Raw genomic sequence first — 25780 nt, 5'->3', positions numbered from 1 at the left:
GCAGGCTTGCTGGAAGTCTAGTCAGGATGGGCTCGCCATGCTGCGCCTTTATTGCAGCATGCTGGCGGCGGCCTCCATGGCGGCGGAGAGGTCTTCGTCGGCCTGCATGTCGACGTTCGGGTCGAGGCCGAGCTTGGCGAAGGCTGGAACCTGGCTCCAGTCCAGCTGGGTGTAGGGATGCTCGCTGCCCAGGTAGCTCTGCAGGGTGGCGACCTGGACGATGTCTACGTAGTCGACCTTGGCCGAGTCGCGGCTGAAGTTCAGGTGCTGGCCAGGGACCATGGCGATCGGCTCGGGGAAATCCCAGGCGCGCAGAATCTTGTCGCCGATGATCGGGTGGATCTTCTCGATCACGTGGTTAAGGCTGATCGAGTCGGCCAGCAGGGCGTTGTTCTCTTCGGCGTAGGTCAGGATCGGCAGCACGCCGATCTGGTGTACCAGGCCGGCGAGGGTAGCCTGGTCCGGCAGCAGGCGGGTGTAGTGGCGGCACAGTACGTGGCAGATGCCGGCGATTTCGGTGCTTTTATTCCACACTTCGCGCATCTTGCGGTCGACCACGTCGCTAGTGGCCTGGAACATCTGTTCCATGGCCAGGCCGGTGGCCAGGTTGCAGGTGTAGTTGATGCCGAGGCGGCCGACGGCCATCTGCAGGTCGGTGATTTCCTTGCTGGTGCGCAGCAGCGGGCTGTTCACCACCTTGATGATGCGCGCGGTCAGCGCCGCATCGTTGCCGATCACCTTGCTCAGCGCAGGAATGCTGATGTTCGGGTCTTCTGCCGCCTCGCGAACCTTGAGCGCCACCTCCGGCAGGGTCGGCAGCACCAGCTCGTCGTTCTCGATGGCGTGGATCAGTTCTTCCTGGACTTTCTCGGCAAGCTTGCTCATTTCGGTTCTCGGGTCGCTCGACCGCTTCAGTTTAGGTACTGCGGCGGCCATCGGTCAGGGATGCTCGGGTTTTACCGCGTTTGCCCGTGGGCATGCATCAGCTTTTTCGTTCAGCGCTGGATTTCGCGATCTGCGTCCAGCTGGTAGGGCAGTTCAAGCAGGTTCAGGGCCGGGCCGTCGGCGCTGCCCAGGTGGATACGGCCGTCATTCTTGGCGTCCTCCTGGAGTACCGCCAGCAGCTCGCTGCCTTGTTCCGAGGTGGCCGCCAGTACCACTTCGCCAACGCTGGAGCCGTGCACCGGCGAAAACAGCTCGGTACCGGCTGCGGGCAGCTCGCTCTGGGCCAGGCTCAGACGCTGCAGGCGGCGCTTGAGTTTGCCGAGGTACTGCATGCGCGCAACGATTTCCTGGCCGGTGTAGCAGCCTTTCTTGAAGCTGACGCCGCCAACGGCCTGCAGGTTGATCATCTGCGGGATGAACAGCTCGCGGGTGGCGCCGAACACCTGGCCGACGCCGGCGCGGACCTGGCCGAGCAGCCAGTCGTTGAGCGGGGCCTCGCGCAGTTGCGCGGCCAGACGGCTGCGCAGGCTCTCGGCCTGATCCGCCGGGGCCCAGAGTTCAGCACGGCCGCCGGGCAGGCGAATGGCGATCAGCCCGTCGGCGCGGGCCACGGCATCGGCCTCCTGCGGCAGATCCAGGCCCAGGGCGAGCAGGGCCTCGTCGGCGCCGGACAGTCCGAAGCGCACCCAGCTGGCGGATTCGTCGGCGAGGGTGGATTTGGAGAACACCGCGTACTTTTTCAGGTCCGCCAGCTGCGCCTCCAGCAGTTCGCGGGCCAAGGCCAGCAGGTAGCCATCGCCGTCCTGCAGGATGCGGAAGCTGGAGATCATGCGGCCCTTGGGCGTGCAGCGCGCGCCGAGGCTGGATGTCCGTTCGTCGAGATAATTGAGGTTGCAGGTGAGCTGGCCCTGCAGGAACTTGGCAGCATCCAGGCCGCGCACGGCGAGCAGGGATTCGTGGTTCAGGAGGGTGAAGAAGGCGGAGTCGGCCATGGGCGATCGCAGGTCAAAAAGTCAGGGCGTCATCATAGAGGCCGCCCGGCGCCTTGTCAGCGGGTGCCGAGTGCGCGGCGCGCCGTTATACTGCGCCCCTTTGCACAGGAGCCCGCTGTATGGCCGACGCTACCGAACTGAACCGACTCTTCTGGCACAGCCGCCGCGGCATGCTGGAGCTGGACGTGTTGCTGGTACCCTTCGTCAAGGAGGTCTACCCCAGCCTGGATGCCGAGGATCAGGCGCGCTACCGCAAGCTGCTGGAGTGCGAGGATCAGGACATGTTCGGCTGGTTCATGCAGCGCGGCGAGCCGGAAGATGCCGATCTGCGCCATATCGTTCGCATGATCCTGGACCGTGTCCAGCCCAAGTGATGCCTTCGAATGCCACTGGCAGGCCTCGCGCCTGCTGCTGGCGATCTACCTGTCGGCGCTGTGCCTGGCGCTGATCACTCTGTTTCTCATCGAACTGCCGCTCTGGGTTGCCCTGATCGGTGCCTGCGCCTGCCTGCTGCATGCCGCCTGGGCTTTGCCGCGGCGAGTGCTGCTCAGCCACCCCTCGGCCTTCACCGGCTTGCGTCGCGATGAGAGTGGCTGGCAGCTATTCAACCAGCGTGATGGTTGGCAGGCCGTGCAGCTGCGCCCGGACAGCCTGGCGTTGCCACTGGTCGTGGTCCTGCGCTTTCGCCAAGTCGGCGAGTGGCGGGTGCGCAGCCTCTGCGTGCCGCGCGACGCCCTGTCGCGCGATCTGCATCGGCGCCTGCGAGTGCGTCTGAGGTTCAGCCGGCGTAGGTGGGCGGCGCCAGAATAGTGTCCTGGGCCTCGGGCAGCATGTCCGGGTAATCCAGGGTGTAGTGCAGGCCGCGGCTCTCGCGGCGCAGCATGGCGGACTCGATCATCAGCTCGGCGACCTGGGCCAGGTTGCGCAGCTCAATCAGGTCGCGGCTGACCTTGTAGTTGCTATAGAACTCGTCGATCTCGTCCAGCAGCAGGCGCACGCGGTGCTGGGCGCGCTGCAGACGCTTGTTGGTGCGCACGATGCCGACGTAGTCCCACATGAAACGCCGTAGCTCGTCCCAGTTGTGGGCGATGATCACGTCCTCGTCGGAATCGGTGACCTGGCTGGCGTCCCAGGCCGGTAGCCCGGCGGGCATCGGTACATGGTCCAGCTGTGCGACGATATCTTCGACCGCCGAGCGGGCGTAGACGAAGCATTCCAGCAGCGAGTTGCTGGCCATGCGGTTGGCGCCGTGCAGGCCGGTGAAGCTGGTCTCGCCGATGGCGTAAAGGCCCGGTACGTCGGTGTGGCCATGGCGGTCGACGACCACGCCGCCGCAGGTGTAGTGCGCGGCCGGCACCACCGGGATGGGCTGGCGGGTGATGTCGATGCCGAAGCGCAGGCAGCGCTCGTAGACGGTAGGGAAGTGCGACTTCACGAACTCGGCCGGCTTATGGCTGATGTCCAGATACACGCAGTCCACGCCCAGGCGCTTCATCTCGTGGTCGATGGCGCGGGCGACGATATCGCGCGGGGCCAGTTCCTCACGCGCGTCGAAACGCGCCATGAAGCGCTCGCCATTGGGCAGCTTGAGGTGGGCGCCTTCGCCGCGCAGGGCTTCGGTGACCAGGAAGCTCTTGGCCTGCGGGTGGTACAGGCAGGTCGGGTGGAACTGGTTGAACTCCAGGTTGCCGACCCGGCAGCCGGCGCGCCAGGCCATGGCGATGCCGTCGCCGCTGGCCCCGTCCGGGTTGCTGGTATAGAGGTAGACCTTGGCCGCGCCGCCGGTGGCGAGAATCACGAAGCGCGCGTGGTAGGTGTCGACTTCGCCGCTGTTGCGGTTGAGCACGTAGGCGCCGACACAGCGCTCGCCCGGCAGGCCCAGCTTGCGCTCGGTGATCAGGTCGACCGCCACGCGCTGCTCCTGCAGCTCGATGTTGGCGCGTTTGCGCGTCTGTTCCAGCAGGGTGTTGAAGATGGCAGCGCCAGTGGCATCGGCGGCGTGAATGATGCGCCGGTGGCTATGGCCGCCCTCGCGGGTGAGGTGGAACTCGAAGCCGCCGTCCTCGCGGTCCTGCTCTTCGTCGCGGGTGAAGGGCACGCCCTGTTCGATCAACCACTGGATGGCCTCGCGGCTGTGCTCTACGGTGAAGCGCACGGCATCTTCGCGGCATAGGCCGCCGCCGGCGTTGAGCGTATCGGCCACGTGTGACTCCACGGTGTCGGCATCGTCCAGCACTGCCGCCACACCGCCCTGGGCCCAGTAGGTGGAGCCATTGGCCAGGTCACCCTTGCTCAACACGGCGATGCGCAGGTGCTCCGGCAGGGTCAGGGCCAGGGTCAGGCCGGCAGCACCGCTACCGATAACCAGGACGTCGTGCTGATAGTGTTGGCTCATCTACTGCAGGTTCCGCGGGGGAGTCGAAATGGCGCCGCCTAGTATATAGAGGGGGTGGCCGGCACAATAGCTAGGCTTATGACGTACTGGCGAGGTCTGGAACTTTCTTAGTCGATCAAGTTCCAACGACAGTTGCCGGAACTGCCGGTCGTATGAGTGCGGCAGTGGTATCTGATCGGATTATTCGAGCAGTGTCCCGTCGGGACGCTGCAATGTTTGCGAGAGCCCATGAGGCCTGCGCAATGCTTATTCGGAGGGGAGAACTTTTGCACAACGCCCGAGTCTATCTTGGCAGATCGACAGACTGGTCGGCGCAGATCCCCTCCAGAACGGACGAGGAGTATTCATGCTAGCCCAGGAAGACGATCAGCAGTTGGTCGAGCGGGTGCAGCGCGGCGACAAGCGTGCATTCGACCTGCTGGTACTCAAGTACCAGCACAAGATTCTCGGCCTGGTAGTGCGTTTCGTGCATGACAGCCATGAGGCCCAGGATGTGGCGCAGGAAGCGTTCATCAAGGCTTATCGTGCGCTGGGTAATTTCCGCGGTGACAGTGCTTTCTATACCTGGCTGTACCGCATCGCCATCAACACGGCGAAGAATTACCTGGTGTCGCGCGGCCGGAGGCCGCCGGACAGTGATGTCAGCGCCGAGGATGCGGAGTTCTACGATGGTGATCATGCGCTCAAGGACATTGAGTCACCGGAACGCTCCATGCTGCGGGATGAGATCGAGTCCACGGTGCATCGGACCATCCAGCAGCTACCCGAGGACCTGCGCACGGCGTTGACCCTGCGTGAGTTCGACGGTCTGAGTTACGAGGATATTGCCAGCGTCATGCAGTGCCCGGTCGGCACTGTGCGCTCGCGGATATTCCGGGCCCGTGAGGCCATAGACAAAGCCCTGCAGCCGCTGCTGCAGGAAGCCTGAATGTGAGACAGCGGCGACAGCCAAGAGAGGAAACACCATGAGTCGTGAAGCCCTGCAGGAATCGCTGTCCGCGGTGATGGATAACGAAGCGGACGAACTGGAGTTGCGTCGAGTGCTGGCGGCTGCCGGCGACGACGCCGAATTGCGAGGCACCTGGTCGCGCTACCAGGTCGCTCGCGCCGTGATGCACAAGGAGCTGCTGGAGCCGCGCCTGGACATCGCCGCCGCCGTCTCTGCTGCGCTGGCCGATGAGGCTCTACCCACTCCGGCTGCCAGCAGGGGGCCGTGGCGCATGGTCGGGCGCGTGGCGGTAGCCGCTTCCGTAACCCTGGCGGTGCTGGCGGGTGTGCGCTTCTACAATCAGGATGAGCTGACCGGCGCGCAAATGGCGCAGCAGGTACAGCCAAGCCTGACCCTGCCGCAGGTTCAAGGTCCGGCAGTACTAGCGGGCTACACTGAGTCCTCGCCGACGCCGCTGCAGCAGAATGCCGAACGCGCCAGTTCCGGCTGGCAAGAGCAGCGTTTGCCGTCCTACCTGCGTCAGCATGCGCAGCAGGGCGCTGCCGCGGGTGCCGACTCCGCTCTGCCATACGCCCGAGCCGCTAGCCTGGAAAATCGCTGAGAGGGTACATGCGCGTCATCCCCTTAATCGCACTGCTCGGTGGCTGTCTGGCTCTGCCAGTACAGGCCGCCGAGACTTGGTTGCAGCGATTGGCCCAGGCTGATCGGCAAAGCTTTCAGGGTACTTTCGTCTACGAACGCAATGGCAGCTTCTCCACGCATGGCATCTGGCATCGTGGTGGGGCAGATGGCGTGACTGAGCGCCTACTGCAGCTCGATGGCCCGCAGCAGGAAGTGCTGAGGGTCAATGGCAAGCCGCAGTGCATGAGCGGGGCGCTGGCCGAGCAGGCAGTCGATGTGCAGTGGCCGGCGCGTGATCTGAATGCCGCTCAGCTGGAACAGCGCTACGACCTGCGTGTGCTGGGGCATTCGCGTGTGGCTGGACGTGCCGCCACTGTGCTGGCGCTGATTCCGCGCGATCAGCATCGCTACGCGTTCGAATTGCATCTGGATGATGAGACCGCGTTGCCCCTCAAGTCGCTGCTGATCAGCGAGAAGGGGCAGTTGCTGGAGCGTTTCCAGTTCGTCAGCCTGAATCTGGTCGATAAGTTCGATGAGGCCGCATTGAGCCCGGGAGATGAGTGCAAGCCGGTCAGCTTCAGCCAGGTAGCCGCGCTGCCGGAGGCCTGGAAGGCCGGCTGGGTGCCGCCGGGCTTCGAACTCAGCCAGGCGCTGCAGCGTAGTAGCCCGGCTTCTTCCGATCCGGTGGCCTGCTTGCTCTATGGTGACGGCCTGGCCCGTTTCACAGTGTTCCTTGAGCCGTTGCACGGTGCTCGTGCCGAGGATGCGCGTAGCCAGTTGGGGCCGACTGCAGTGGTTTCCCGGCGCATGAGCACTGCCGACGGCGACATGATGGTCACGGTGGTGGGTGAAATTCCTTTGGGTACCGCGGAGCGCGTTGCCCTCTCGATGCAGACAGCTGCAACCGTCGAGAGCGCGGCGCAGTGAGTGAAGTTTCGTATGGGCCGGCTCAAGGCGGTTGTATCGTCTCGAGCCGGCCTTGATGTATCTGCTGCAAATCTTTTTGGTCTTCTGAGTGGATGGAGCTGAAGTCGATGCTTAGCCTGAAATCCTCGTTGTCCGGTCTTTTCGCATTGTTGCTGCTGGGGCAGATGTCCCTGGCGCGTGCCGAGCTGCCCGAGTTCACCGAACTGGTGGAGGAGGCCTCGCCGGCCGTGGTCAACATCAGTACGCGACAGAACCTGTCGCAGCGCGATGTCGCCGCCCAGGGCCAGGTGCCCGATCTCGAAGGGCTGCCGCCGATGTTCCGGGAGTTCTTTGAGCGCAACATCCCGCAGATGCCGCGCAGCCCGGGTGGCGGTCGCCAGCGTGAGGCGCAGTCGCTGGGCTCCGGCTTCATCATCTCGGATGACGGCTACGTGCTGACTAACAATCACGTGGTGGCGGATGCTGACGAGATCATCGTGCGCTTGTCCGATCGCAGCGAGCTGGAGGCCAAGCTGATTGGCGCCGACCCGCGTACCGATGTGGCGCTGCTCAAGGTCGAGGGCAAGAACCTGCCCACCGTGAAGCTGGGCAAATCGGAGAAGCTGAAGGTCGGGGAGTGGGTTTTGGCCATCGGTTCGCCGTTCGGCTTCGATCATTCGGTGACGGCCGGTATCGTCTCGGCCAAGGGGCGCAGCCTGCCGAACGAGAGCTATGTGCCGTTTATCCAGACCGATGTGGCGATCAACCCGGGTAACTCCGGCGGCCCGCTGTTCAACCTGGATGGCGAAGTGGTCGGTATCAACTCGCAGATCTTTACCCGTTCCGGTGGCTTCATGGGGCTGTCCTTCGCCATCCCGATCGATGTGGCCATGGATGTGGCTAATCAGCTGAAGGAGGGCGGCAAGGTCAGCCGCGGCTGGCTGGGCGTGGTGATTCAGGAAGTGAACAAGGACCTGGCCGAATCCTTCGGTCTGGACAAGCCGGCCGGGGCTCTGGTGGCTCAGGTGCTGGAAGATGGTCCGGCGGCCAAGGGTGGCCTGCAGGTCGGTGATGTGATCCTCAGCCTTAACGGCCAGCCGATCATCATGTCTGCCGATCTGCCGCACCTGGTCGGTGCGCTCAAGCCGGGCGATCAGGCCTCACTGGAAGTGGTGCGCGAGGGTGATCGCAAGACGCTCAAGCTGGCCATTGGCGCCTTACCGGAAGATGGCGATGAGGCTGTTGCGGCGGGCGATGCGTCTGGTGTGGAGCGCAGCAGTAACCGCCTGGGCGTCTCGGTGACTGAGCTGACCGCGGAGCAGAAGAAAGCCTTCGATCTGCGTGGCGGCGTGGTGATCCGTGAAGTGCAAAGCGGTCCGGCGGCGTTGATCGGCCTGCGTCCGGGGGATGTGGTGACGCATCTGAACAACCAGGCCATCGACTCGGCGGCGACCTTCGCCAAGGTGGCCAAGTCCCTGCCGGTCAATCGTTCCGTGTCTATGCGGGTGCTGCGCCAGGGGCGCGCCAGCTTCATTACCTTCAAACTGGCCGAATAAGCCGGTCTGTTGGGGAAAAGGGCGGCTGCGGCCGCCCTTTTCGTACCTGTTCGTGACGGCCCGGTCGCCGATCGGGTAGAATCCCCGGCTATTTTTCGGCGGGCAGCCTGCCTGCGGCTTTTTCGAGTGTTGATCCGTGAGTGACCTGAGTCATATCCGCAATTTCTCCATCATCGCCCACATCGATCATGGCAAGTCGACCCTGGCCGACCGCTTCATCCAGATCTGTGGCGGCTTGTCCGATCGCGAGATGGAGGCCCAGGTCCTCGACTCCATGGACCTTGAGCGTGAGCGTGGCATCACCATCAAGGCGCACAGCGTGACCCTGCACTACCCGGCGCAGGACGGTAAGACCTACCAGCTGAATTTCATCGATACCCCAGGGCACGTCGACTTCACCTACGAGGTGAGCCGATCGCTGGCTGCCTGCGAGGGTGCCATCCTGGTGGTGGATGCCGGTCAGGGCGTCGAGGCCCAGTCCGTTGCCAACTGCTACACCGCCATTGAGCAGGGCCTCGAGGTCATGCCGGTGCTGAACAAGATGGACCTGCCCCAGGCCGAGCCGGAACGGGTCAAGGACGAGATCGAACACATCATCGGCATCGATGCCACCGACGCGGTGCCGTGCAGTGCCAAGAGCGGCATGGGGGTGATCGATGTGCTGGAGCGCCTGGTTCAGGTTATTCCGCCGCCGGAAGGTGACATCGAGGCGCCGCTGCAGGCTCTGATCATCGATTCCTGGTTCGACAACTACCTGGGTATTGTCTCCCTGGTGCGGGTCAAGAATGGCCGGATGAAGAAGGGCGACAAGATCCTGGTCAAGTCCACCGGCAAAACGCACCAGATCGACAGCGTCGGCGTGTTCACTCCGAAGCACACCGAGACTGCCGACCTCAAGGCCGGCGAAGTGGGCTTCGTGATCGCCGGTATCAAGGACATCCACGGCGCTCCGGTGGGCGATACCCTGACCCTGTCCAACACCCCGGATGTGGATGTGCTACCGGGCTTCAAGCGCATCAAGCCGCAGGTCTACGCCGGTCTGTTCCCGGTCAGCTCCGACGACTTCGAGGACTTCCGCGAAGCCCTGCAGAAGCTGACCCTGAACGATGCCGCGCTGCAGTACGAACCGGAGAGTTCCGACGCCTTGGGCTTCGGCTTCCGCATCGGCTTCCTCGGCATGCTGCACATGGAGATCATTCAGGAACGCCTGGAGCGCGAGTACGACCTGGACCTGATCACTACTGCGCCGACGGTAATCTTCGAAGTCGAGATGAAGAATGGCGAGACGCTGTCTGTCGACAACCCGTCCAAGCTGCCAGACCCGGCCGGCATCCTCGATATGCGCGAGCCGATCGTGCGGGCCAATATCCTGGTGCCGCAGGAGCATCTGGGCAACGTCATTACCCTGTGCATCGAGAAGCGTGGCGTGCAGCGCGACCTGCAGTTCCTCGGCAGCCAGGTACAGGTTTCCTATGATCTGCCGATGAACGAGGTGGTGCTCGACTTCTTCGACCGCCTGAAGTCGGTGAGCCGCGGTTATGCCTCGCTGGACTACAGTTTCGATCGCTTTCAGTCGGCCAACCTGGTGCGTTTGGACGTGATGATCAACGGCGAGAAGGTCGATGCCCTGGCACTCATCGTGCATCGTGATCGGGCCCACCAGAAGGGCCGGGTACTGACCGAGAAGATGAAAGAGCTGATCCCGCGGCAGATGTTCGACGTGGCGATTCAGGCGGCCATCGGTGGCCAGATCATCGCCCGGACCACGGTCAAGGCGCTGCGCAAGAACGTATTGGCCAAGTGCTACGGCGGCGACGTCAGCCGTAAGAAGAAACTGCTGGAGAAGCAGAAGGCCGGTAAGAAGCGGATGAAACAGGTAGGCAGCGTGGAAATCCCGCAGGAAGCCTTCCTTGCCGTACTCAAGGTGGATAGCTGATCCTTATGTCGTTCAATTTCCCGCTGATTCTGGTTATTGCCGTCGCAGTCTGCGGCGTCCTGGCTCTGATCGACCTGCTGCTGTTGGCACCGCGCCGTCGAGTGGCGATCGCCGCCTACGAAGGTCAGGTCAGCGAGCCCGACGAGCAGGTGTTGCAGCGTTTGAACAAGGAGCCGCTGCTGGTCGAGTACGGCAAGTCGTTCTTCCCGGTACTGGCTATCGTTCTGGTGCTGCGCTCGTTCCTGCTGGAGCCATTCCAGATTCCTTCCGGTTCGATGAAACCGACGCTGGAAGTGGGTGATTTCATCCTGGTCAACAAGTTCGCCTACGGCATTCGTCTGCCGGTGATCGATACCAAGGTCATCGAGGTAGGTGATCCGCAGCGTGGCGATGTCATGGTGTTCCGCTACCCGAGCAATCCGAGCATCAACTACATCAAACGTGTGGTCGGCCTGCCGGGAGACAAGATCAGCTACAGCGCGGATAAGCGCCTGCTGGTAAATGGCAAGTCGATTGCCGAGGAGTTCCTCGGCGAAGAGCCAGGCTCGCTGGGGCGTACGCTGGTGTACCGGGAAAAGCTCGGTGAGACTGAGCACCTCATTCGCAAGCAGCTGCATCGCAATGTACGCCCAGGTGACGAATGGGTTGTGCCGCAAGGGCACTACTTCATGATGGGCGACAATCGCGATGACTCCAACGACAGCCGCTATTGGCAGGACGCTAACATTCCCCAGGACGAGTGGGGCATGGTGCCGGACCGCAATATTGTCGGCAAAGCCTTCGCCGTATGGATGAGTTGGCCCGATCCCAAGCTGCGCAGCCTGCCGAATTTCTCCCGCGTCGGTCTGATTCGCTGAGTTGCCGAATTTGCGAGGCGCTGTTCAACCGAGCAGCGCCTGCTTATATATAGTCACGGGCTTCACAACAACTCTGATAAATGGGGTCGATCATGGTATTTGCGCGCTCGCAGAAGGGTATGTCGTTGCTGGGCTGGATCGTAACGCTCTCTATTTTGGCTTTTCTTGCCAGCACTGCTTTCAAATTGTTCCCGCATTACATGGATTACTATGCATTGCAGACAATTATTACCAAGACTGAGGCTGAGCCTGCTCAGATCCGATCAGCCCGAGACTTCTACGATCACATTCAAAAAGGGATGGACGTTAATAGTATTCGACTGAATCTAAAAGAGGTGCTGGAGATCAAGCAGGAAAATGACCTGTTCCTTCTTCATCTCAAATATGAGAAGCGCGAGCATCTGATCGAAAATCTCGACCTCGTCGCTACCTTCGACAAAGAATTCCGAATCCGTCCCCAGTGAGCCAATCTCTTTCCCGCCTTGAGCGCAAGCTCGGCCATACCTTCCAGAACCAGGAGCTGATGCTCCTGGCGCTGACCCACCGCAGTTTTGCCGGGCGCAACAATGAGCGCCTGGAGTTCCTCGGCGATGCCATTCTCAACTTCGTTGCCGGCGAGGCGCTGTTCGAGCGTTTCCCACAGGCTCGTGAGGGGCAACTCTCGCGCCTGCGCGCGCGACTAGTAAAGGGCGAGACTTTGGCCATTCTGGCGCGTGGTTTCGAGCTGGGTGAGTACCTGCGGCTGGGCTCGGGAGAGCTGAAGAGCGGTGGTTTTCGCCGTGAGTCCATTCTGGCCGACGCCCTTGAGGCGCTGATCGGTGCCATCTATCTGGACGCTGGTATGGATGTCGCGCGTCAGCGCGTGCTGGACTGGCTGACCAACGAACTGGAAAGTCTGACCCTGGTCGACACCAACAAGGATCCCAAGACCCGCCTGCAGGAGTTCCTCCAGTCGCGTGCCGCTGAACTGCCGCGCTATGAGGTGGTGGATATCCAGGGCGAGCCGCATTGCCGGACCTTCTTTGTGCAGTGCGAGGTTGCTCTGCTTACCGACAAGACCCAGGGGCACGGCGCCAGCCGGCGCATTGCCGAGCAGGTGGCCGCAGCTGCCGCGCTGGTAGCCCTGGGCGTGGAGAACAGCCATGACTGATACCCCAACTCGCTGTGGCTATGTCGCCATCGTCGGCCGCCCCAACGTGGGCAAATCGACCCTGCTCAACCATATTCTCGGGCAGAAGCTGGCGATCACTTCGCGCAAGCCGCAGACCACCCGTCACAACATGCTCGGCATCAAGACCGAGGGTGAGGTGCAGGCCGTCTATGTCGATACGCCCGGCCTGCACAAGCATAACGACAAGGCGCTCAACCGCTACATGAACCGTAGCGCATCGACTGCGCTCAAGGACGTCGACGTAGTGGTGTTCGTGGTCGACCGCACTCGCTGGACCGACGAGGACCAGATGGTGCTGGAGAAGGTCCAGCATGTGCAGTGCCCGATCCTGTTGGCAGTGAACAAGGCGGATCGCCTGGAAGACAAGAGCGAGTTGCTGCCTCATCTGGAGTGGCTGGCCACCCAGCTGCCGCAGGCCGAAGTGGTGCCGATCTCGGCGCTGCATGGGCAGAACCTCGACACTCTGGAGCGCCTGGTTGGCGAGCGTTTGCCGGAGTCCGAGCATTTCTACCCGGAAGACCAGATCACCGACCGCTCCAGCCGCTTCCTCGCTGCCGAGCTGATCCGCGAGAAGATCATGCGCCAGCTCGGCGCCGAGCTGCCGTACCAGATCACTGTGGAAATCGAGGAGTTCAAGCAGGAAGGCCGCATTCTGCATATCCACGGCCTAATCCTGGTGGAGCGCGACGGGCAGAAGAAAATCATCATCGGCGACAAGGGCGAGCGCATCAAACGCATCGGCCAGGACGCCCGCAAGGACATGGAGACCATGTTCGACTCCAAGGTGATGCTCAATCTCTGGGTCAAGGTGAAGGGCGGCTGGTCTGACGACGAGCGGGCGCTGCGTTCGCTGGGCTACACCGACTTCTGATCCCATGCTCACCGGCGCGCTTCCGGCTTTCGTCCTGCATAGCCGGCCCTACAAGGAAACCAGCGCGCTGGTCGATTTCCTCACTCCCGAAGGGCGCATACGTGCGGTGCTGCGTGGTGCGCGCGGCAAAGCCGGCAGTCTGGCGCGGCCGTTCGCTCCGTTGGAGCTGGAGCTGCGCGGGCGCGGTGAGCTGAAGAATGTCGGCCGTCTGGAGGCCGCGGGCCTCGCCACTTGGTTGCAGGGACAGACGCTGTACAGCGGTCTCTACCTCAATGAGTTGCTACTGCGCCTGCTGCCCGCCGAAGACGCCCATCCCGCACTGTTCGAGCACTACGCCTTGACCCTGCAGGCACTGGCTGCCAACCCGCCGCTGGAGCCGTTGCTGCGCGCCTTCGAATGGCGTCTGCTCGATGAGCTGGGCTATGGTTTCGCCCTGAATATCGATATCGCCGGCGCGCCGATCGCCGCCAATGGCCTGTATCGTCTGCAGCCGGATGCCGGGCTGGAACCGGTGGGGCAGCTGCAGCCCGGTCTATTCCAAGGCTCTGACCTATTGGCCATGGCTGAGGCGGACTGGTCTTCTCCCGGTGCTTTGGCGGCCGCCAAGCGCCTGATGCGCCAAGCCCTGGCCCCTCATCTGGGCGGCCGACCGCTGGTCAGCCGCGAACTTTTCATGACTCTCAAGGAACCTGCCCGTGACTGAAGCCAACCGCATCCTCCTCGGCGTCAACATCGACCACGTCGCCACCCTGCGCCAGGCCCGTGGCACCCGTTATCCGGACCCGGTCAAGGCGGCGCTGGATGCCGAGGAAGCTGGCGCCGACGGCATCACCGTGCACCTGCGCGAGGATCGCCGGCATATCCAGGAGCGCGACGTACGCATACTCAAGGAAGTGCTGCAGACGCGCATGAACTTCGAGATGGGTGTCACCGACTTCATGCTCGACTTCGCCGAGCAGATCCGCCCCGAACACATCTGCCTGGTGCCAGAAACGCGTCAGGAGCTGACCACCGAAGGTGGCCTGGACGTGGCAGGGCAGGAGGAGCGCATCAAAGCCGCGGTGCAACGCCTGGCCAAGCTGGGCTGTGAGGTGTCGCTGTTCATCGATGCCGAGGAGCGGCAGATCAAGGCGGCTCGGCGCATCGGTGCGCCGGCCATCGAACTACATACCGGCCGCTATGCCGACGCACATACCCCGGAGGAGGCCGCCCGCGAACTGGCGCGTATCCGTGATGGCGTGGCGTGCGGCCTGGCCCACGGCCTGATCGTCAATGCCGGCCATGGCCTGCACTACCACAACGTCGAGCCGGTAGCGGCGATTGCTGGCGTGCATGAGCTGAATATCGGTCATGCCATCGTCGCCCACGCCCTGTTCGTCGGCTTCAAGGGCGCGGTGGCCGAGATGAAGCAACTGATCGTCGACGCCGCCAATCGCGGCTGACGGTTGTCCCGTCTATAGCTCGTCTCTGCAAAAGGGGCGGGCTGTCCAGCCTTACTGCTCGCCCAGTGCGTGCTTGCGGTGGGCGTCGATAATGCGCTGGTACTCGCCACTTTCCCGCAGCTGACGCAGGGCGCTATCGAACTGATCGATCAGCTGCTGGGCGTTGTTGCGATTGCGTGGCACCAACAGGTGCAGGCTGCTGCTGCCGACGATGCCGCGCGAGGTGTTGAAGACTGTGCTGGCGGTACCTGACTGGCGGATAGCGCGCTCACCGAGCAGGCTGTCGGCGACGAAGAAGTCGTCGCGGCCCATTTCGACCAATCTGGCGCAGGTCGTGAGATCCTGAGGTTCGTGCAGATGCAGTTGTCCTGCTTCCAGCATCCGTGCCAGCGGTGGTGAGAGCTGCCAGCCCAGCGGCAGACACATGCGCTTGCCGATCAGGCGTGCGCTGTCATCGGGCTCCAGCGCATCCCCGGCGCGACTGAACAGGTGGCGGGTGGTGACGTACAGCGGCGCCGAGAACAGGTAATCCGCCTCGCGTTGGCTGCTCGCGAGATAAGGGTAGGTGGCGTCGAACTGGCCCTTGAGCGCGGCCAAGTAGCCGCGTTTCCAGGGCAGCCAGGCCAGGCTCGTCTGATACCCTGCCTGCTGCAGTGTGCGCTGTACGAGCTCAGTCAGCATGCCGCCTTCAGGCAGTCCTTGCCCGGTGAAGGGGGCGTAGCCGTCGCCCGTCACCAGCCTGATCTGGGCAGCGTCAGCCAGGCCAGCGAACAACAGGCTGGCGGCCAGGGGCAGAAGCAGGCGAGTCATCATGGGTGCGCAGGAATGCCTTGGCGTACGGTGGACGGCCTGGGTGGCCGGTCGTGCATTCTAGTCCTGTACACCCGACAACTCACATCATGCGGCGGAACTGATGCCAGCGATGCTGCAAGGCCACCGCCCAATCCGGGCTGGCCTGTCCGGTTCCGGCCAGTTCGAGCTCGGGATGATAGGCCACCACTTGATGGAGAATCGGCTCCTGCGCCGGGCTGACGTCGACGAAGAACAGGTGCTTGCCCTCGTGCAGGCGATCGGCGAACGAGCGGAAGGCGCTGTTGGGATGCTGCATGCCGAACAGGCTGCCCTCCCAGATGCTGAAGCCGAGCAGCACTGCGGCGAGGAATACGAAGGGTATCCAGCCTGCCGCTGTGGCGGCCCAGTCATTGAGCCAGGCCAGCAATAGGACCAGCGCCGCCAGGGCGATGCCGATCAGGCTGCCGATCGAGCCAGAGTGGACCACGTCCTGCTTGAGGATCGACGGCACCTCATGCAGGTGCTGGTGGTGCGCGACTTCGGCGTCGCGTTCGCTGAGCACATGGATCTGCTCGTTGTTGATGCCGCGGGCTTCCAGCTCGCCTTCCAGCTGTTCCAGATCGTCCAGGTTGTCGCTGATGTAGTAATGCCGGTTCATGGCACACCTCCCATCTCTGCGCGCCGGTCCCCCTGGCCGAGCGGCGGCTCAGGCCGACATTGGCCTGATTACATTTTAGTCAGTGGCTGGGAGTCAGGTCGTTGACCGCCGGACGGTCGATGATGGTGCGGTCACGTCCGGCGCTCTTGGCCTGGTACAGGCACTGGTCGGCGCGTTGCAGCCAGTGGCTCCAAGGCTCCTCAGAGCGCAGCATGGCGCCGCCGATGGACATGGTTACCGGCCCGCCAGGCCCGCGCAGGTTGTCTCGCACCGTCTGCAGCAGGTGCTGAGCGGCGGCTTCCAGGCCCTGCGGGTCGGTGTCTGGCAACAGCAGGAGGAATTCTTCGCCGCCGAAGCGGAACAGACGATCCTCCTGGCGCGAGGAGCTCTTGATCAGCCTCACGTAGTCGATCAGCACCTGGTCGCCGGCCTGATGGCCATGCTGGTCGTTGATCAGCTTGAAATGGTCGAGGTCCATCGCCAGCACGCCGTAGCTGCGGCCATGACGGCGCCGGCTGGACACGGCGATCTTCAGCTCTTCGTTCATCGCCCGGCGATTGCCGGCGCCGGTCAGCGGGTCCTGGATGGCCAGCGCCTGCAATTGGTCGCGCTGTGTGCGGGTGCGGTAGGCGAAGATGAAAGTCAGCACACCGGCCATGGCGTTGGTCACCAGGAAGGAGACCATCTGGTAGTGGCTCTCGAACACGCTGCCGGGCACCCACAGCGCGTGGCCGACCAGACCGATCAGCACCAGCAGGGTGGCGATGATGGCTTTGCCGGGGGTGACCATGAAGAAGTTGAAGAGGATCAGCGGGTAGATCCAGAACAGGCCGTTGACGCCCAGGTTTATGGCGATCAGCGTGGCGCTGATGGTGAATACGCCTGCCAGGTACAGGCCAGGTTTTACCGTGTCACCGGTACGCCAGGCATAGATCACTGCGGAGAGGGTGGACAGCACGATCACGCTGTCGGCCATGCCTACCAGCAAGTTGCCGTGGCTCAGGCGGTAGGCTGCATAGGGCGTGATGCCGAGCACCCCGATGATGCCCATCAGGGTAATGATGGACAGCTGAAAGTCGTTGCGCAGTCGCTTGAACATCAGCGCGGCTCCCCGGCTCATGGCTCTTTATCGTTGTTATGAGCCAAGGATGCAGGGCTTTGTTCAGATCGGCAAGGAACTGTTAGGCAAAGTGCCAGTATGCGATGGAGAGGGTCGCTTACTTCTTGCTGATGACGATGTGGCGGCTTGGAGTGCTCCAGGACTGGCCGCTGACGCCTTTGGCGATCTGCTGGATCTCGCCACCGGACTTGAGGAAGGCGGCTATCTGGGCGTCCAGGGACTCGCTGGTGGCTACTGCCGCTTGCGGTTTGGGCTGCTGGATGGATTTCTTGGTGCTCATGGAATTCCTCTGGCGGCTGACAAATATTGCGGGGATAAAAAAACCGGCCCTGAGGCCGGTTCTTTGCGGCGAAGAGCAGGTCGTTAGATGACCTGAACTTCGTCGGCTTGCATGCCTTTCTGACCCTGAACGGCGATGAAGGAAACCTTCTGGCCTTCTTTCAGGCTTTTGAAGCCAGCGCTCTGGATCGAACGGTAGTGAACGAACAGGTCGGCGCCGCTTTCCGGGGTGATGAAGCCGAAGCCTTTCTCATCGTTGAACCACTTGACGGTGCCAGTTTGACGTGCGGACATGGAATATCTCCTTGAACAAAGTGAACACAGCGCTGGAAAGGCCAGGCCATGACTGAGTGCAAAGAGTAAAGAAACCGAGGTAGGTTGGACCGAGATCTAAACCGGTCGATTTGCGGTGACACATGCAGCACAGTGCGGACACCGTACAGGCAAACTGCAAATTTACCTAATCATTTCTGCGTTTTCCGGTAAGTGGTCTCGGGCAATTGCGCAGGTCGACGTTGCCGACGAAGGGATTGCCCCAGCCCATCACGCAGGCCACACGCTGGTTGCGCTGGCGCTCCCAGGGTTCGACCGGGTAGTGCCGGCTCCAGGCCTCGAACAGCTGGCGTTCCTGTTTCGACAGGCGCAGCCCATAGCGCTGGCTCATGTAGAAGTAGGTGCGCGCGATCATGCCGCGCACCTTGGGCCGTGGCATCGCCTTGCCGGCCTTGAAGTCCACCACCATCGGGCAGGCACCGTACTGGCTGGGTTGCTGTGGCAGCCAGGCGAAGGGCAGGTTGCTGCGATCGCCGTTGACCTCGCCGATGCTCGGCACCAGGTTGAACAGGTCGGCCTCGGCGCGGCGGAAGGTCTCGTCGCTGCGCGCGCAGTGTTTGCGCCCGCCTTCTTGCCAGCAGCGCCGTTGATGGCCGATGACCCAGGCCGGCACCAGGTGCTCCCACTCGATGCGTGCGGCGCGCTGGGGGTTCTTGCGCGGTTGGTAGCCGCAGCTCTTCAGGTCGACCCGATTGCCGCTGTAGCGGCAGCCGCAATAGAACTCCACCGATTGTTGGGCATACAGCTGCCAGGCGACTTTCTTGGCTTCGGCGAAGGTGCGTGGTGGTGCGGCGAGGGCGGGCAGGGCGAAGCAGCAGAGCAACAACAGGGCACAGCGCAAGGGCATGAGTACGGCATCCCGGAAAAAGCGCTGCATGATAGCGGCGTGATCCGTGCTGCCAATCATGGCAGCTGGCCAGGGCTACTGCGTGGCAGGTATGGGGCGTAGCATCATCGGTATGCGAAACAGAGGAGAGTCGCCATGCGTAGCCTGATCCTGCCGCTGAGCCTTCTGCTCAGCAGCCTGGCGCTGGCCGGCGAGCCGGTGCGCCAACCCATTCCTATCGAATACGTCAGCCCGGGCGCCTCCGGCAGCGTCAGTTCGTCCAGTCGCAGCCAGAGCTATGACGTCTACGGTGGTCACGCCGTGCCCAGCCAGGGTTATAGCCGCGAGATACAGATCCAGGGCGGCTCCAGCGTGCGCCAGAGCGGCGGTATTCGGCAGAGCATCGAGTACCCCGGTGGCATCGAGGTGCAGCGTTATCCGGGGCAGAGTGACTATGAGTTGCAGCGCAACCGCTGACGACTGCTTAACAGTTCAGGCGCTTCGGGCTGACAGCCTCGGCACGGCGCAGCATCATGCACGCCAGTGCAGATTGGGAAGGTAAGCAACAGCCATGTCGATGCAGTCCCTGGGGTTCGCGGCGCAGAGCGTCGCGGGCCGGGTTCGCGGGCATAACGAGGACGCCGTACTGTGCCGGCCCGAGCTCGGCCTCTGGGCCGTGGCCGATGGCATGGGCGGGCACCAGTGTGGCGAGGTCGCCAGCGCCCTGGCTCTGGAGGCTCTGGGTCAGTCCGTCGCCACTGGCAGTGGTCTGGACAACGCCATCCACAGTGCCCATCAGGCGATCCTCGGCGCCACCCAGCAAGAGGCCGGTCGGCCCATGGGCAGTACCGTGGTGGCCGTGCATTTCTCCGGCGCCGATTTCGAGGTGGCCTGGATCGGCGACAGCCGCGCCTATCGCATCAGCCTGGACGGTATCGCCCGCCTGACCCGTGACCATAGCTGGGTGCAGGCGATGATCGATGCCGGCGAGCTGAGCGCCGAGGAGGCGCGGGTGCATCCGCGGCGCAACATCGTCACCCAGTGCCTGGGGCAGGGCGAACAGGTGCTCGAGGTCGGCCGCGTGCAGGGCAGCCTGGAGCCTGGTGAATTGCTGCTGTTGTGCAGTGACGGCCTGACCGGTGAGCTGAGCGATGAGCAGATCCAGCAGGTCTGCGCCGGGGCGGCCACCCTCGATGTGCTGGTCGAAGAGCTGATAGGGCTGGCCAATCAGCTGGGCGGCAAGGACAATATCAGCTGCATAGTATTGGCGCGCAGCCTGGACCAATCGACGAAGATCGACGCCAAGCCTCGCAATTTCCTCAGCCGCTGGCTCAAACCCCGCAAGCACTGATCGACGCATTTCATGAGCACCACACTGCTTGAAATCCCCGGCTACCGGGTTCACGGCCAATTGGGCAAGGGCGGCATGGCCGAGGTGTTCCTGGCCACCCAGGAATCGCTGAGCCGCAAGGTGGCGATCAAGGTGCTGCACAGCGCCGAGGACGAGGCCTTCAGCCAGCGCTTCGTCCGGGAGGCGCACATCGTCGCCTCGCTCAATCATCCCTCGATCATCACCATCTACGACATCGACCGCCTGGACGATGGCCGCTACTACCTGGCCATGGAGTTCCTGCCCGGTGGCGATCTGGCGCGGCACAAGGGCGAGGTGTTCGCCCCCGAGCGTGCCCTGCAGATCGTGCGGCAGATCGCCAGCGGCCTGGCCGTGGTCCACGACAAGGGCTTGGTGCACCGCGACGTGAAACCAGCCAACGTGCTGTTCCGTGGCGACGGTACCGCCGTGCTCACCGACTTCGGCGTGGCCAAGGACCTGGACATCGACAGCGAGCTGACCCAGTTCGGCGTCGCCGTCGGCAGCCCGGCCTACAGCAGCCCGGAGCAGGCCCAGTGCCAGGTGCTGGATGCGCGCAGCGACATCTACAGCCTGGGCGTGATCCTTCTGGAGATGCTCACCGGCAGCAATCCCTACCGGGGCGGCAACTACACCCAGACCGTGGTCAACCACGTGCAGATGGAGCCGCCGCCCCTGCCGGACAGCCTGGGCGCCTTCCGCGGCCTGCTGGCGCGCATGCTGGCCAAGGCTCCCGACGAGCGTTTCGCCGATTGCCGTGTGCTGCTCGCCGCGCTGGACGAGGTGGAGCTGAGCGACCTGGACGAAACCCAGATTCGCCCGGCGCTGGTGCTGCCCGAAACGCCTGCGCCGCTGCCGGCCGCCGCGCCGCGCAAGCGCCGTTCAAGCATGCCGCTGCTGGTGGCACTAAGCGTACTGGTACTGATCGGCACCCTGACGTTCGCCGGCCTGTACATCAAGCAGCAGCGGCAGATCGCAGCACTGCTGGAGCAGGCCGAGCAGCGCTTCGCCGCCGGCCAGCTGATCGAGCCGGCGCAGGACAGCGCCGAGCAGTACTTCAATCAGGCGCTGGCCCTCGACGATGACAACGCCGAGGCCCTGGCCGGCCTGCAGCGCATCCGCGAGGCGCGCATCAAGGTGTTCACCGACCTCGCCGAGCAACGCCTCGCCGATGGCCTGCTGAGCGAACCGGCCGAGGACAGCGCCGACTACTACTACCGCCAGGCCCTGGCCATCGACCCGCAGCACGCAGGCGTGCTCGCCGGGCTGCAGAAGGTGCTGCAGGCGCGCATCGCTCGCTATCTGGAGCTGGCCGAGCAGAGCATCGCCGACAAGCGCCTGCTGCTGCCCGCGGAAGACAGCGCGGTGTACTACTACCAGCAGATCCTAGGCTGGGCGCCGGACAACGCCGATGCCCTGGCCGGCCTCAACCGAGTGGCACTGCTGTACCGCGACCTGGCCCGCGCGGCCTACCGGCGCGGCGACTTCCCCGGCGCCCTGGCCATGATCGAGCGTGGCCTGCAGGCCGAGCCGCAGAACCCCGAGCTGCTGCAGATGCAGGGCGAACACCAGCAGCTGCTGGCCGACGCCCGCGCTGCCAATGCCCGCGCCGCCGCCGACCGGGCTGCCCGCGAGGAGCGCGAGCGCAACAACAACCCGATCAAGCGTGCCTGGAACAACATCTTCGGTCAGTAGGACCCATACCCATGCTCAAGCTGCATTTCAAGGATGGCCGGCAGGCCCCCATCTGGCTGGTCGAGGAGCGTTTCACCCTGGGCCAGGATCGGCGTAACAACCTGGTCCTGGACGACGCCGGGATCGGCGCCTTCCACGCCGAGATCCGCCAGGACAACGGTCACTACTACCTCAGCGACTGCGACAGCGAGCTGGGCACCTTCGTCAATGACGAGCGCATCGTCAGCCGTTACCAGCTGCGCGCCGACGACTGTGTGCGCCTGGGCGAGGTCGAGCTGTTGCTGACCGATCCGGGCAAGGCCAAGCCGCGCGCCGAGGCTGGCCAGCGCTGGTTCCTGCAGGTGATTCAGGGCGAGCACGAGGGCAAGAAGTTCCACGTCAGCGGTTCGATGACCTTCGGCCGCTCGGTCAAGTGCGAGCTGTGCTTCAGTGATGCCCAGCTGTCGCGTCGTCACTGCGAGTTCTTCCTGCGCGATGAGGTGCTGGAGGTCAAGGACCTGGCTTCGGCCAACGGCCTGCTGGTCAACGGCGAGAAGACCGAGGCCGCGGTGCTCAAGCCCGGCGACCAGGTGCGCATGGGTTCGGTGACGCTGCTGGTGATCGGGCCCAAGGTCGAGGTCCAGGTGGCGGAAGAGGAGAACGAGGACGCCACCGTGTTCGTGCGCGCCGTCGATTTGCCCAAGCCGCAGGCCAAGCCACGGCCGGCCAGCGCGGGCGCGGCAACGGTCAATCCGCTGCATGCCGCGGCTCAGGCTCAGGCCGCTCCGGCTGCCGCCGCTTCCGCAAGCCCGGGTCTGGGAATCGGCCTGGTCGTCGTGGCGCTGTTGGTGCTGGGTGGCGTGGCTGCTGCCGTTCTACTCTGATGCCTGATCGGTGAGTGCTGCTGGCGCGGTCTGACAGTGCCCGCCGGCGTGGCCGGGGTTAGCCTTGACCGCTTCGCCTCACGCATCGGAGCCGCCGTGAAGTCACTCGTCGTCCTGTCCTGCGCCGGTCTGCTGGCCGGCCTGTCCGGCCACGCCCTGGCCTGGTCCAACCATTCGCTGGGCAGCCTGCTGTCGCTGCAGGATCAGCCCGAGCTGCGCCAGGAGGTCAAGGTCGAGCCGCTGGAGGCCTTCCTGGCCGACCAGGCGCCGGCCATCGAGAAGCTGCTGGACGAGCAGGAAAGCTTCGCCCGCGAGCACTTTTCCTATTACCCGGCGCGCCCGGACGAGCTGCGCTGGCAGGCGGCTGGCAGCGGTGATCGGCGCGTGGCCTTCCTCCAGGCCCTGCGGGTCAATCCGGAGATCAAGCTGGCCAGCTTTATCCAGCAGCTACCGGGGCAGGATGCCGGCGGCCGGCCGCTGCTCGGTGGCGAGGACGTGCTGGTGTTCCACAAGGTCGGCCCCTGGACCAACTGGCGCTACCTGGCGCTCAAGGACGGCGAGCAGGTCAGCGCGCTGCAGGTGCTGGCCAGCGCGGCGGACGAGCCGGACTACGGCCACGACATCAACCTGTTCAGCGACAACCCCGGTGCCGTGGGCCAGCGCTACAACTTCGGTCCGCAGCCGTTCGGCGACGCGCGCTTCGAATATTCCTCGCAGGCGCCGTTCCATATCGGCTACTACCACGAGTCATCGCTGATCTTCACCGCCGCGCCGTACCTGGCGCAGACCCTGCCGCACTGGCGCGTGTATCAGTACAGCGGCCTGGCGCGCCTGGCCTTCAGCAGCGGCCATCCGTACTGGGGCTACCGTTTCCTCGGCTGGGCCATGCACTACCTGCAGGACCTCACCCAGCCCTACCACGCCAGCGTACTGCCGGGAGTGAGCACCAGCGGCATGGTGCTGATCGCGGCCAAGGCCGAGGCCGGCTACCCGGAAGACCGCGAGGCGGCGATCAAGCGTGTGGCCGACCGGCATACCGCCATCGAGCAGTACCAGTTCGACCGCATGCAGGCGCTGCTCGGCGAAGGCCAGCTGCAGGCGCCGCTGCTGACCGCCTATGCCGACCGCGCGGGCGATGGCGACTACCCGCCGTTCGACGTCGACTACGCAGCGCAAGTGGTGGCGGCCGAGTCGCATGCTCGTGCCGACGAGTTCGACGCCCTGATCGGCGAGTGGATGGCGCGCGGCAATGCGGCGCAGGGCTTCAGCGAGGGTAACCGGCTACAGCAGGTGCAGCCCGATCCGGCTCTGGAGAAGCTGCTGGTCGAGCTGTTCCGCCACTTCGGCGCGCACAGCCGCAATGCCCTGCGCGCGGTGGAGCCTGTGCAGCCCTAACCGGCGCGCAGGAACTGGCCGTAGCCGCGGACCTGGCCGAGGTCGGCGGCGAATTCTCCGTCGCGATAGGCGATGCGGCCGTTGATCAGCGTGGCGCGCACCGCTTCGCCACGGTTGACCATGCGCCGCAGGCCGTCGAAGCCTTCCATCTCATCCTCGTGGTAGGCCTCCAGGCCGGCGTCCAGATGCTGCGGGTCGACAATCACCAGGTCGGCGCGGCGATCCAGCGCCAGCCTGCCGGCATCGACGCCGAACCATTCGCCCAGCTCGCCGGTCAGGCGCCAGATCGCCTGCTCCAGTGGCATGGCCGGCTGGCCGCGTGCCTCGCCGTCGCGCACCAGCTTGAGCAGGCGCACGGCGAAGTTGTAGAAGGCCATGTTGCGGATATGCGCGCCGGAGTCGGCGAAGCCGATCAGTGTGGCCGGTTCGGCCACCAGTTTTTCCACCACCTTGGGCCGATGGTTGGCGATCATGGTGCGCCAGCGTAGGCGCGGACCGTGCTCCACCAGCAGGTCGAGGAACAGGTCGCCAGGGTGCATGCCGCGGGCGCGGGCCAGTTCGCCGACGCTGTGCCCGGCCAGCGCCTGGTCCGGGCAGTCGACGATCCAGGCATCGTCGAAGTCGCGATGCCAGACGCGCGGACCGAAGCGCTTGTCGACGTCCTCACGAAAGCGCCGTCGGTAGTCCGGGTCGCGGAACAGCTCGCTGCGCAGGTCCTGGCTGGCCAGGTGCAGCGCCGCCTCGCCACTGGGAAATTCCTCGAAGACCACGAACTCCATGCCGTCGGCGTAAGTGACGAAGGGCACCGGCAGGGTCTGCCAGCGGAAGTCGGCGCGGGTCAGGCGGCTCAGGGTGCGGGTCAGCGGGCCGAGAATGGGCGCCAGCCAAGGGTCGGCCTTGACGTCCATCAGGGTGATCAGCGTGGTCTTCAGCGGCTTGCGCAGCAGACCCATGCTCTCCCACAGGAAGGCGAACACGTTGAGCTTGGTCACCAGGTTCGGCGCGCCCTGATGGATGCGCCCGCGCTTGCGCAGCACGCGGTTGAGGCGCACGTATTCGCGCCACGGCGCGTACACCGAGGGCAGCGACTTGGAGCGCTGGCGCTCGCCGTCGAGCTTGTCCCAGGGGTTGGTCATGCTGGAGAGGCCGAGCAGGCCTGCGTCCAGGGCCTGCTCCAGCAGTTGTTCCATCTGTCGCAGCTCGGCATCGCTGGGGCGCACGCTGGCGTCCACCGCACGTTCCAGGCCGAGCACGGCGACGCGCAGGTCGGAGTGGCCGAGGAAGGAGCAGATGTTGGGGCCGAGCGGGTGGCTGTCGAGAAAGGTGGCGTAGTCGGCTGGCGTGTTCCAGTGCTTGCGTGCCTGCAGCAGCGGCAGCACGTGCTCGCGCGGCACCGACTCGACGCGGGTGAACATGTCCGAGCAGTCCTCGGCGCCGGACAGCACCATGCTGATCGAGCAGCTGCCGATCATCACCGTGGTCACCCCGTGGCGCACCGACTCGCGCAGGGCCGGCGCGGCCACCAGCTCGGCGTCGTAGTGGGTGTGCATGTCGATGAAACCGGGCATCACCCACTGGCCGTGGGCGTCGATGGTCTGCTGCGCGCCTTCTTCCAGCGGCTCGCTGCTGATGGCGACCAGCTTGCCGCCGCGAATGCCCAGGTGGCGAATGGCGCCGGGTGCGCCGCTGCCGTCGAAGAACAGGCCGTTGGTGATCGCCACATCGAACATGCGTGCCACTCCTTTCTTGTTGTGGCCTCAAGCATAGGAAATGGCACGCCCGTCCATATCGGACAAAAACGCTGAAGCT

General features: G+C 64.2%; 28 protein-coding genes. 18 read left to right on the top strand and 10 right to left on the bottom strand.

Annotated elements, in window-relative coordinates:
• Positions 1–48: 48 nt before the first annotated feature.
• Together IP89_RS10385 and IP89_RS10380 are read right to left on the bottom strand one after the other, a co-directional pair.
• A complete protein-coding gene (locus tag IP89_RS10385) occupies positions 49–885 on the bottom strand; it encodes an HDOD domain-containing protein (protein WP_043309412.1) in 837 nt (278 codons plus the stop codon).
• A 110-nt stretch (positions 886–995) separates the two neighbouring features.
• Positions 996–1937, bottom strand: a complete 942-nt coding sequence (locus IP89_RS10380; protein WP_043309411.1) for a folate-binding protein YgfZ — start codon at positions 1935–1937, stop codon at positions 996–998.
• Between the two features lie 119 nt (positions 1938–2056).
• Here IP89_RS10380 and IP89_RS10375 point away from each other — a divergent pair, with 119 nt between their 5' ends.
• Positions 2057–2311 (top strand): succinate dehydrogenase assembly factor 2, encoded by a 255-nt coding sequence (locus IP89_RS10375; protein ID WP_043309410.1) that lies wholly within the window; start codon positions 2057–2059, stop codon positions 2309–2311.
• Entirely contained in the window at positions 2295–2747 is a 453-nt protein-coding gene (locus tag IP89_RS10370; RefSeq protein ID WP_043309409.1) for a protein YgfX, read from the top strand. The genes IP89_RS10375 and IP89_RS10370 overlap by 17 nt, the downstream gene beginning before the upstream one ends.
• Here IP89_RS10370 and nadB read toward each other — a convergent pair.
• Entirely contained in the window at positions 2716–4332 is a 1617-nt protein-coding gene (gene nadB, locus IP89_RS10365) for an L-aspartate oxidase (RefSeq protein WP_043309408.1), read from the bottom strand. The genes IP89_RS10370 and nadB overlap by 32 nt on opposite strands.
• Positions 4333–4678: 346 nt before the next feature.
• On the opposite strand from nadB, the gene rpoE reads away from it, so the two are divergent.
• The 11 genes from rpoE to pdxJ all read left to right on the top strand — a co-directional run bounded on the left by rpoE (position 4679) and on the right by pdxJ (position 14641).
• Positions 4679–5260 (top strand): RNA polymerase sigma factor RpoE, encoded by a 582-nt coding sequence (gene rpoE, locus IP89_RS10360; protein WP_043309407.1) that lies wholly within the window; start codon positions 4679–4681, stop codon positions 5258–5260.
• A 37-nt stretch (positions 5261–5297) separates the two neighbouring features.
• Positions 5298–5882: a sigma-E factor negative regulatory protein gene (locus IP89_RS10355; protein WP_043309406.1), complete on the top strand. Its 585-nt coding sequence runs from the start codon at positions 5298–5300 to the stop codon at positions 5880–5882.
• An 8-nt stretch (positions 5883–5890) separates the two neighbouring features.
• Positions 5891–6829 (top strand): MucB/RseB C-terminal domain-containing protein, encoded by a 939-nt coding sequence (locus tag IP89_RS10350; protein ID WP_043309405.1) that lies wholly within the window; start codon positions 5891–5893, stop codon positions 6827–6829.
• 107 nt (positions 6830–6936) lie between these two features.
• The gene (locus IP89_RS10345) at positions 6937–8364 is read left to right on the top strand and encodes a DegQ family serine endoprotease (RefSeq protein ID WP_043309404.1); all 1428 of its coding nucleotides are present in this window, start codon (positions 6937–6939) and stop codon (positions 8362–8364) included.
• A gap of 136 nt (positions 8365–8500) precedes the next feature.
• Positions 8501–10300, top strand: a complete 1800-nt coding sequence (gene lepA, locus IP89_RS10340; RefSeq protein ID WP_043309403.1) for a translation elongation factor 4 — start codon at positions 8501–8503, stop codon at positions 10298–10300.
• A 5-nt stretch (positions 10301–10305) separates the two neighbouring features.
• Positions 10306–11157 (top strand): signal peptidase I, encoded by an 852-nt coding sequence (gene lepB, locus IP89_RS10335; protein ID WP_043309402.1) that lies wholly within the window; start codon positions 10306–10308, stop codon positions 11155–11157.
• Positions 11158–11249: 92 nt separating this feature from the next.
• Entirely contained in the window at positions 11250–11621 is a 372-nt protein-coding gene (locus IP89_RS10330; RefSeq protein ID WP_043309487.1) for a DUF4845 domain-containing protein, read from the top strand.
• Complete coding sequence (gene rnc, locus IP89_RS10325) at positions 11618–12307, top strand: ribonuclease III (protein WP_043309401.1); 690 nt, start codon at positions 11618–11620, stop codon at positions 12305–12307. The genes IP89_RS10330 and rnc overlap by 4 nt, the downstream gene beginning before the upstream one ends.
• Positions 12300–13199, top strand: coding sequence for a GTPase Era (gene era, locus IP89_RS10320; RefSeq protein ID WP_043309400.1), 900 nt, complete (start codon positions 12300–12302; stop codon positions 13197–13199). The genes rnc and era overlap by 8 nt, the downstream gene beginning before the upstream one ends.
• 4 nt (positions 13200–13203) lie before the next feature.
• On the top strand, positions 13204–13902 hold the full coding sequence (gene recO, locus IP89_RS10315) for a DNA repair protein RecO (RefSeq protein WP_043309399.1): 699 nt from the start codon (positions 13204–13206) through the stop codon (positions 13900–13902).
• On the top strand, positions 13895–14641 hold the full coding sequence (gene pdxJ, locus IP89_RS10310; protein WP_043309398.1) for a pyridoxine 5'-phosphate synthase: 747 nt from the start codon (positions 13895–13897) through the stop codon (positions 14639–14641). The genes recO and pdxJ overlap by 8 nt, the downstream gene beginning before the upstream one ends.
• A 51-nt stretch (positions 14642–14692) precedes the next feature.
• On the opposite strand, the gene IP89_RS10305 is transcribed toward pdxJ, so the two are convergent.
• The 6 genes from IP89_RS10305 to IP89_RS10280 form a co-directional block, all read right to left on the bottom strand.
• Positions 14693–15451 (bottom strand): ABC transporter substrate-binding protein, encoded by a 759-nt coding sequence (locus tag IP89_RS10305; RefSeq protein ID WP_043309486.1) that lies wholly within the window; start codon positions 15449–15451, stop codon positions 14693–14695.
• An 82-nt stretch (positions 15452–15533) separates the two neighbouring features.
• Positions 15534–16091 carry a hypothetical protein gene (locus IP89_RS10300; RefSeq protein ID WP_043309397.1) on the bottom strand — a complete coding sequence of 186 codons (558 nt, stop codon included), beginning with the start codon at positions 16089–16091 and terminating at the stop codon, positions 15534–15536.
• Positions 16092–16170: 79 nt separating this feature from the next.
• The gene (locus tag IP89_RS10295; RefSeq protein ID WP_256203130.1) at positions 16171–17190 is read right to left on the bottom strand and encodes a GGDEF domain-containing protein; all 1020 of its coding nucleotides are present in this window, start codon (positions 17188–17190) and stop codon (positions 16171–16173) included.
• 118 nt (positions 17191–17308) lie between these two features.
• Positions 17309–17491, bottom strand: coding sequence for a hypothetical protein (locus IP89_RS10290; RefSeq protein ID WP_043309395.1), 183 nt, complete (start codon positions 17489–17491; stop codon positions 17309–17311).
• An 83-nt stretch (positions 17492–17574) separates the two neighbouring features.
• Positions 17575–17784, bottom strand: a complete 210-nt coding sequence (locus IP89_RS10285) for a cold-shock protein (protein ID WP_043309394.1) — start codon at positions 17782–17784, stop codon at positions 17575–17577.
• A gap of 166 nt (positions 17785–17950) precedes the next feature.
• Complete coding sequence (locus IP89_RS10280; protein WP_043309485.1) at positions 17951–18670, bottom strand: endonuclease; 720 nt, start codon at positions 18668–18670, stop codon at positions 17951–17953.
• A gap of 135 nt (positions 18671–18805) precedes the next feature.
• Here IP89_RS10280 and IP89_RS10275 point away from each other — a divergent pair, with 135 nt between their 5' ends.
• The 5 genes from IP89_RS10275 to IP89_RS10255 all read left to right on the top strand — a co-directional run bounded on the left by IP89_RS10275 (position 18806) and on the right by IP89_RS10255 (position 23971).
• Complete coding sequence (locus IP89_RS10275; RefSeq protein WP_043309393.1) at positions 18806–19126, top strand: hypothetical protein; 321 nt, start codon at positions 18806–18808, stop codon at positions 19124–19126.
• Between the two features lie 94 nt (positions 19127–19220).
• Complete coding sequence (locus tag IP89_RS10270) at positions 19221–20000, top strand: PP2C family serine/threonine-protein phosphatase (RefSeq protein ID WP_043309392.1); 780 nt, start codon at positions 19221–19223, stop codon at positions 19998–20000.
• A gap of 12 nt (positions 20001–20012) precedes the next feature.
• Positions 20013–21713: a serine/threonine-protein kinase gene (locus IP89_RS10265; RefSeq protein WP_043309391.1), complete on the top strand. Its 1701-nt coding sequence runs from the start codon at positions 20013–20015 to the stop codon at positions 21711–21713.
• Between the two features lie 11 nt (positions 21714–21724).
• Positions 21725–22576, top strand: coding sequence for an FHA domain-containing protein (locus IP89_RS10260; RefSeq protein ID WP_043309390.1), 852 nt, complete (start codon positions 21725–21727; stop codon positions 22574–22576).
• 96 nt (positions 22577–22672) lie between these two features.
• Positions 22673–23971, top strand: a complete 1299-nt coding sequence (locus IP89_RS10255; RefSeq protein ID WP_043309389.1) for a phospholipase — start codon at positions 22673–22675, stop codon at positions 23969–23971.
• Here IP89_RS10255 and IP89_RS10250 read toward each other — a convergent pair.
• On the bottom strand, positions 23968–25701 hold the full coding sequence (locus IP89_RS10250) for an amidohydrolase family protein (protein ID WP_043309388.1): 1734 nt from the start codon (positions 25699–25701) through the stop codon (positions 23968–23970). The genes IP89_RS10255 and IP89_RS10250 overlap by 4 nt on opposite strands.
• Between the last annotated feature and the right edge of the window lie 79 nt (positions 25702–25780).

The organism is Pseudomonas sp. ML96, assembly GCF_000761545.1.
Taxonomy (GTDB): Bacteria; Pseudomonadota; Gammaproteobacteria; order Pseudomonadales; family Pseudomonadaceae; genus Aquipseudomonas.
This window is presented reverse-complemented; position numbering and strand designations above follow the sequence as displayed.

Excerpts from the sequence above, each read along its gene's own strand:
- IP89_RS10385 (WP_043309412.1), bottom strand. The coding sequence starts at position 885 with ATGAGCAAGCTTGCCGAGAAAGTCCAGGAAGAACTGATCCACGCCATC.
- IP89_RS10380 (WP_043309411.1), bottom strand. The coding sequence starts at position 1,937 with ATGGCCGACTCCGCCTTCTTCACCCTCCTGAACCACGAATCCCTGCTC.
- IP89_RS10375 (WP_043309410.1), top strand. The coding sequence starts at position 2,057 with ATGGCCGACGCTACCGAACTGAACCGACTCTTCTGGCACAGCCGCCGC.
- nadB (WP_043309408.1), bottom strand. The coding sequence starts at position 4,332 with ATGAGCCAACACTATCAGCACGACGTCCTGGTTATCGGTAGCGGTGCT.
- rpoE (WP_043309407.1), top strand. The coding sequence starts at position 4,679 with ATGCTAGCCCAGGAAGACGATCAGCAGTTGGTCGAGCGGGTGCAGCGC.
- IP89_RS10355 (WP_043309406.1), top strand. The coding sequence starts at position 5,298 with ATGAGTCGTGAAGCCCTGCAGGAATCGCTGTCCGCGGTGATGGATAAC.
- IP89_RS10350 (WP_043309405.1), top strand. The coding sequence starts at position 5,891 with ATGCGCGTCATCCCCTTAATCGCACTGCTCGGTGGCTGTCTGGCTCTG.
- IP89_RS10345 (WP_043309404.1), top strand. The coding sequence starts at position 6,937 with ATGCTTAGCCTGAAATCCTCGTTGTCCGGTCTTTTCGCATTGTTGCTG.
- lepB (WP_043309402.1), top strand. The coding sequence starts at position 10,306 with ATGTCGTTCAATTTCCCGCTGATTCTGGTTATTGCCGTCGCAGTCTGC.
- IP89_RS10330 (WP_043309487.1), top strand. The coding sequence starts at position 11,250 with ATGGTATTTGCGCGCTCGCAGAAGGGTATGTCGTTGCTGGGCTGGATC.
- era (WP_043309400.1), top strand. The coding sequence starts at position 12,300 with ATGACTGATACCCCAACTCGCTGTGGCTATGTCGCCATCGTCGGCCGC.
- recO (WP_043309399.1), top strand. The coding sequence starts at position 13,204 with ATGCTCACCGGCGCGCTTCCGGCTTTCGTCCTGCATAGCCGGCCCTAC.
- IP89_RS10305 (WP_043309486.1), bottom strand. The coding sequence starts at position 15,451 with ATGACTCGCCTGCTTCTGCCCCTGGCCGCCAGCCTGTTGTTCGCTGGC.
- IP89_RS10300 (WP_043309397.1), bottom strand. The coding sequence starts at position 16,091 with ATGAACCGGCATTACTACATCAGCGACAACCTGGACGATCTGGAACAG.
- IP89_RS10295 (WP_256203130.1), bottom strand. The coding sequence starts at position 17,190 with ATGTTCAAGCGACTGCGCAACGACTTTCAGCTGTCCATCATTACCCTG.
- IP89_RS10290 (WP_043309395.1), bottom strand. The coding sequence starts at position 17,491 with ATGAGCACCAAGAAATCCATCCAGCAGCCCAAACCGCAAGCGGCAGTA.
- IP89_RS10285 (WP_043309394.1), bottom strand. The coding sequence starts at position 17,784 with ATGTCCGCACGTCAAACTGGCACCGTCAAGTGGTTCAACGATGAGAAA.
- IP89_RS10280 (WP_043309485.1), bottom strand. The coding sequence starts at position 18,670 with ATGCCCTTGCGCTGTGCCCTGTTGTTGCTCTGCTGCTTCGCCCTGCCC.
- IP89_RS10275 (WP_043309393.1), top strand. The coding sequence starts at position 18,806 with ATGCGTAGCCTGATCCTGCCGCTGAGCCTTCTGCTCAGCAGCCTGGCG.
- IP89_RS10270 (WP_043309392.1), top strand. The coding sequence starts at position 19,221 with ATGTCGATGCAGTCCCTGGGGTTCGCGGCGCAGAGCGTCGCGGGCCGG.
- IP89_RS10265 (WP_043309391.1), top strand. The coding sequence starts at position 20,013 with ATGAGCACCACACTGCTTGAAATCCCCGGCTACCGGGTTCACGGCCAA.
- IP89_RS10260 (WP_043309390.1), top strand. The coding sequence starts at position 21,725 with ATGCTCAAGCTGCATTTCAAGGATGGCCGGCAGGCCCCCATCTGGCTG.
- IP89_RS10250 (WP_043309388.1), bottom strand. The coding sequence starts at position 25,701 with ATGTTCGATGTGGCGATCACCAACGGCCTGTTCTTCGACGGCAGCGGC.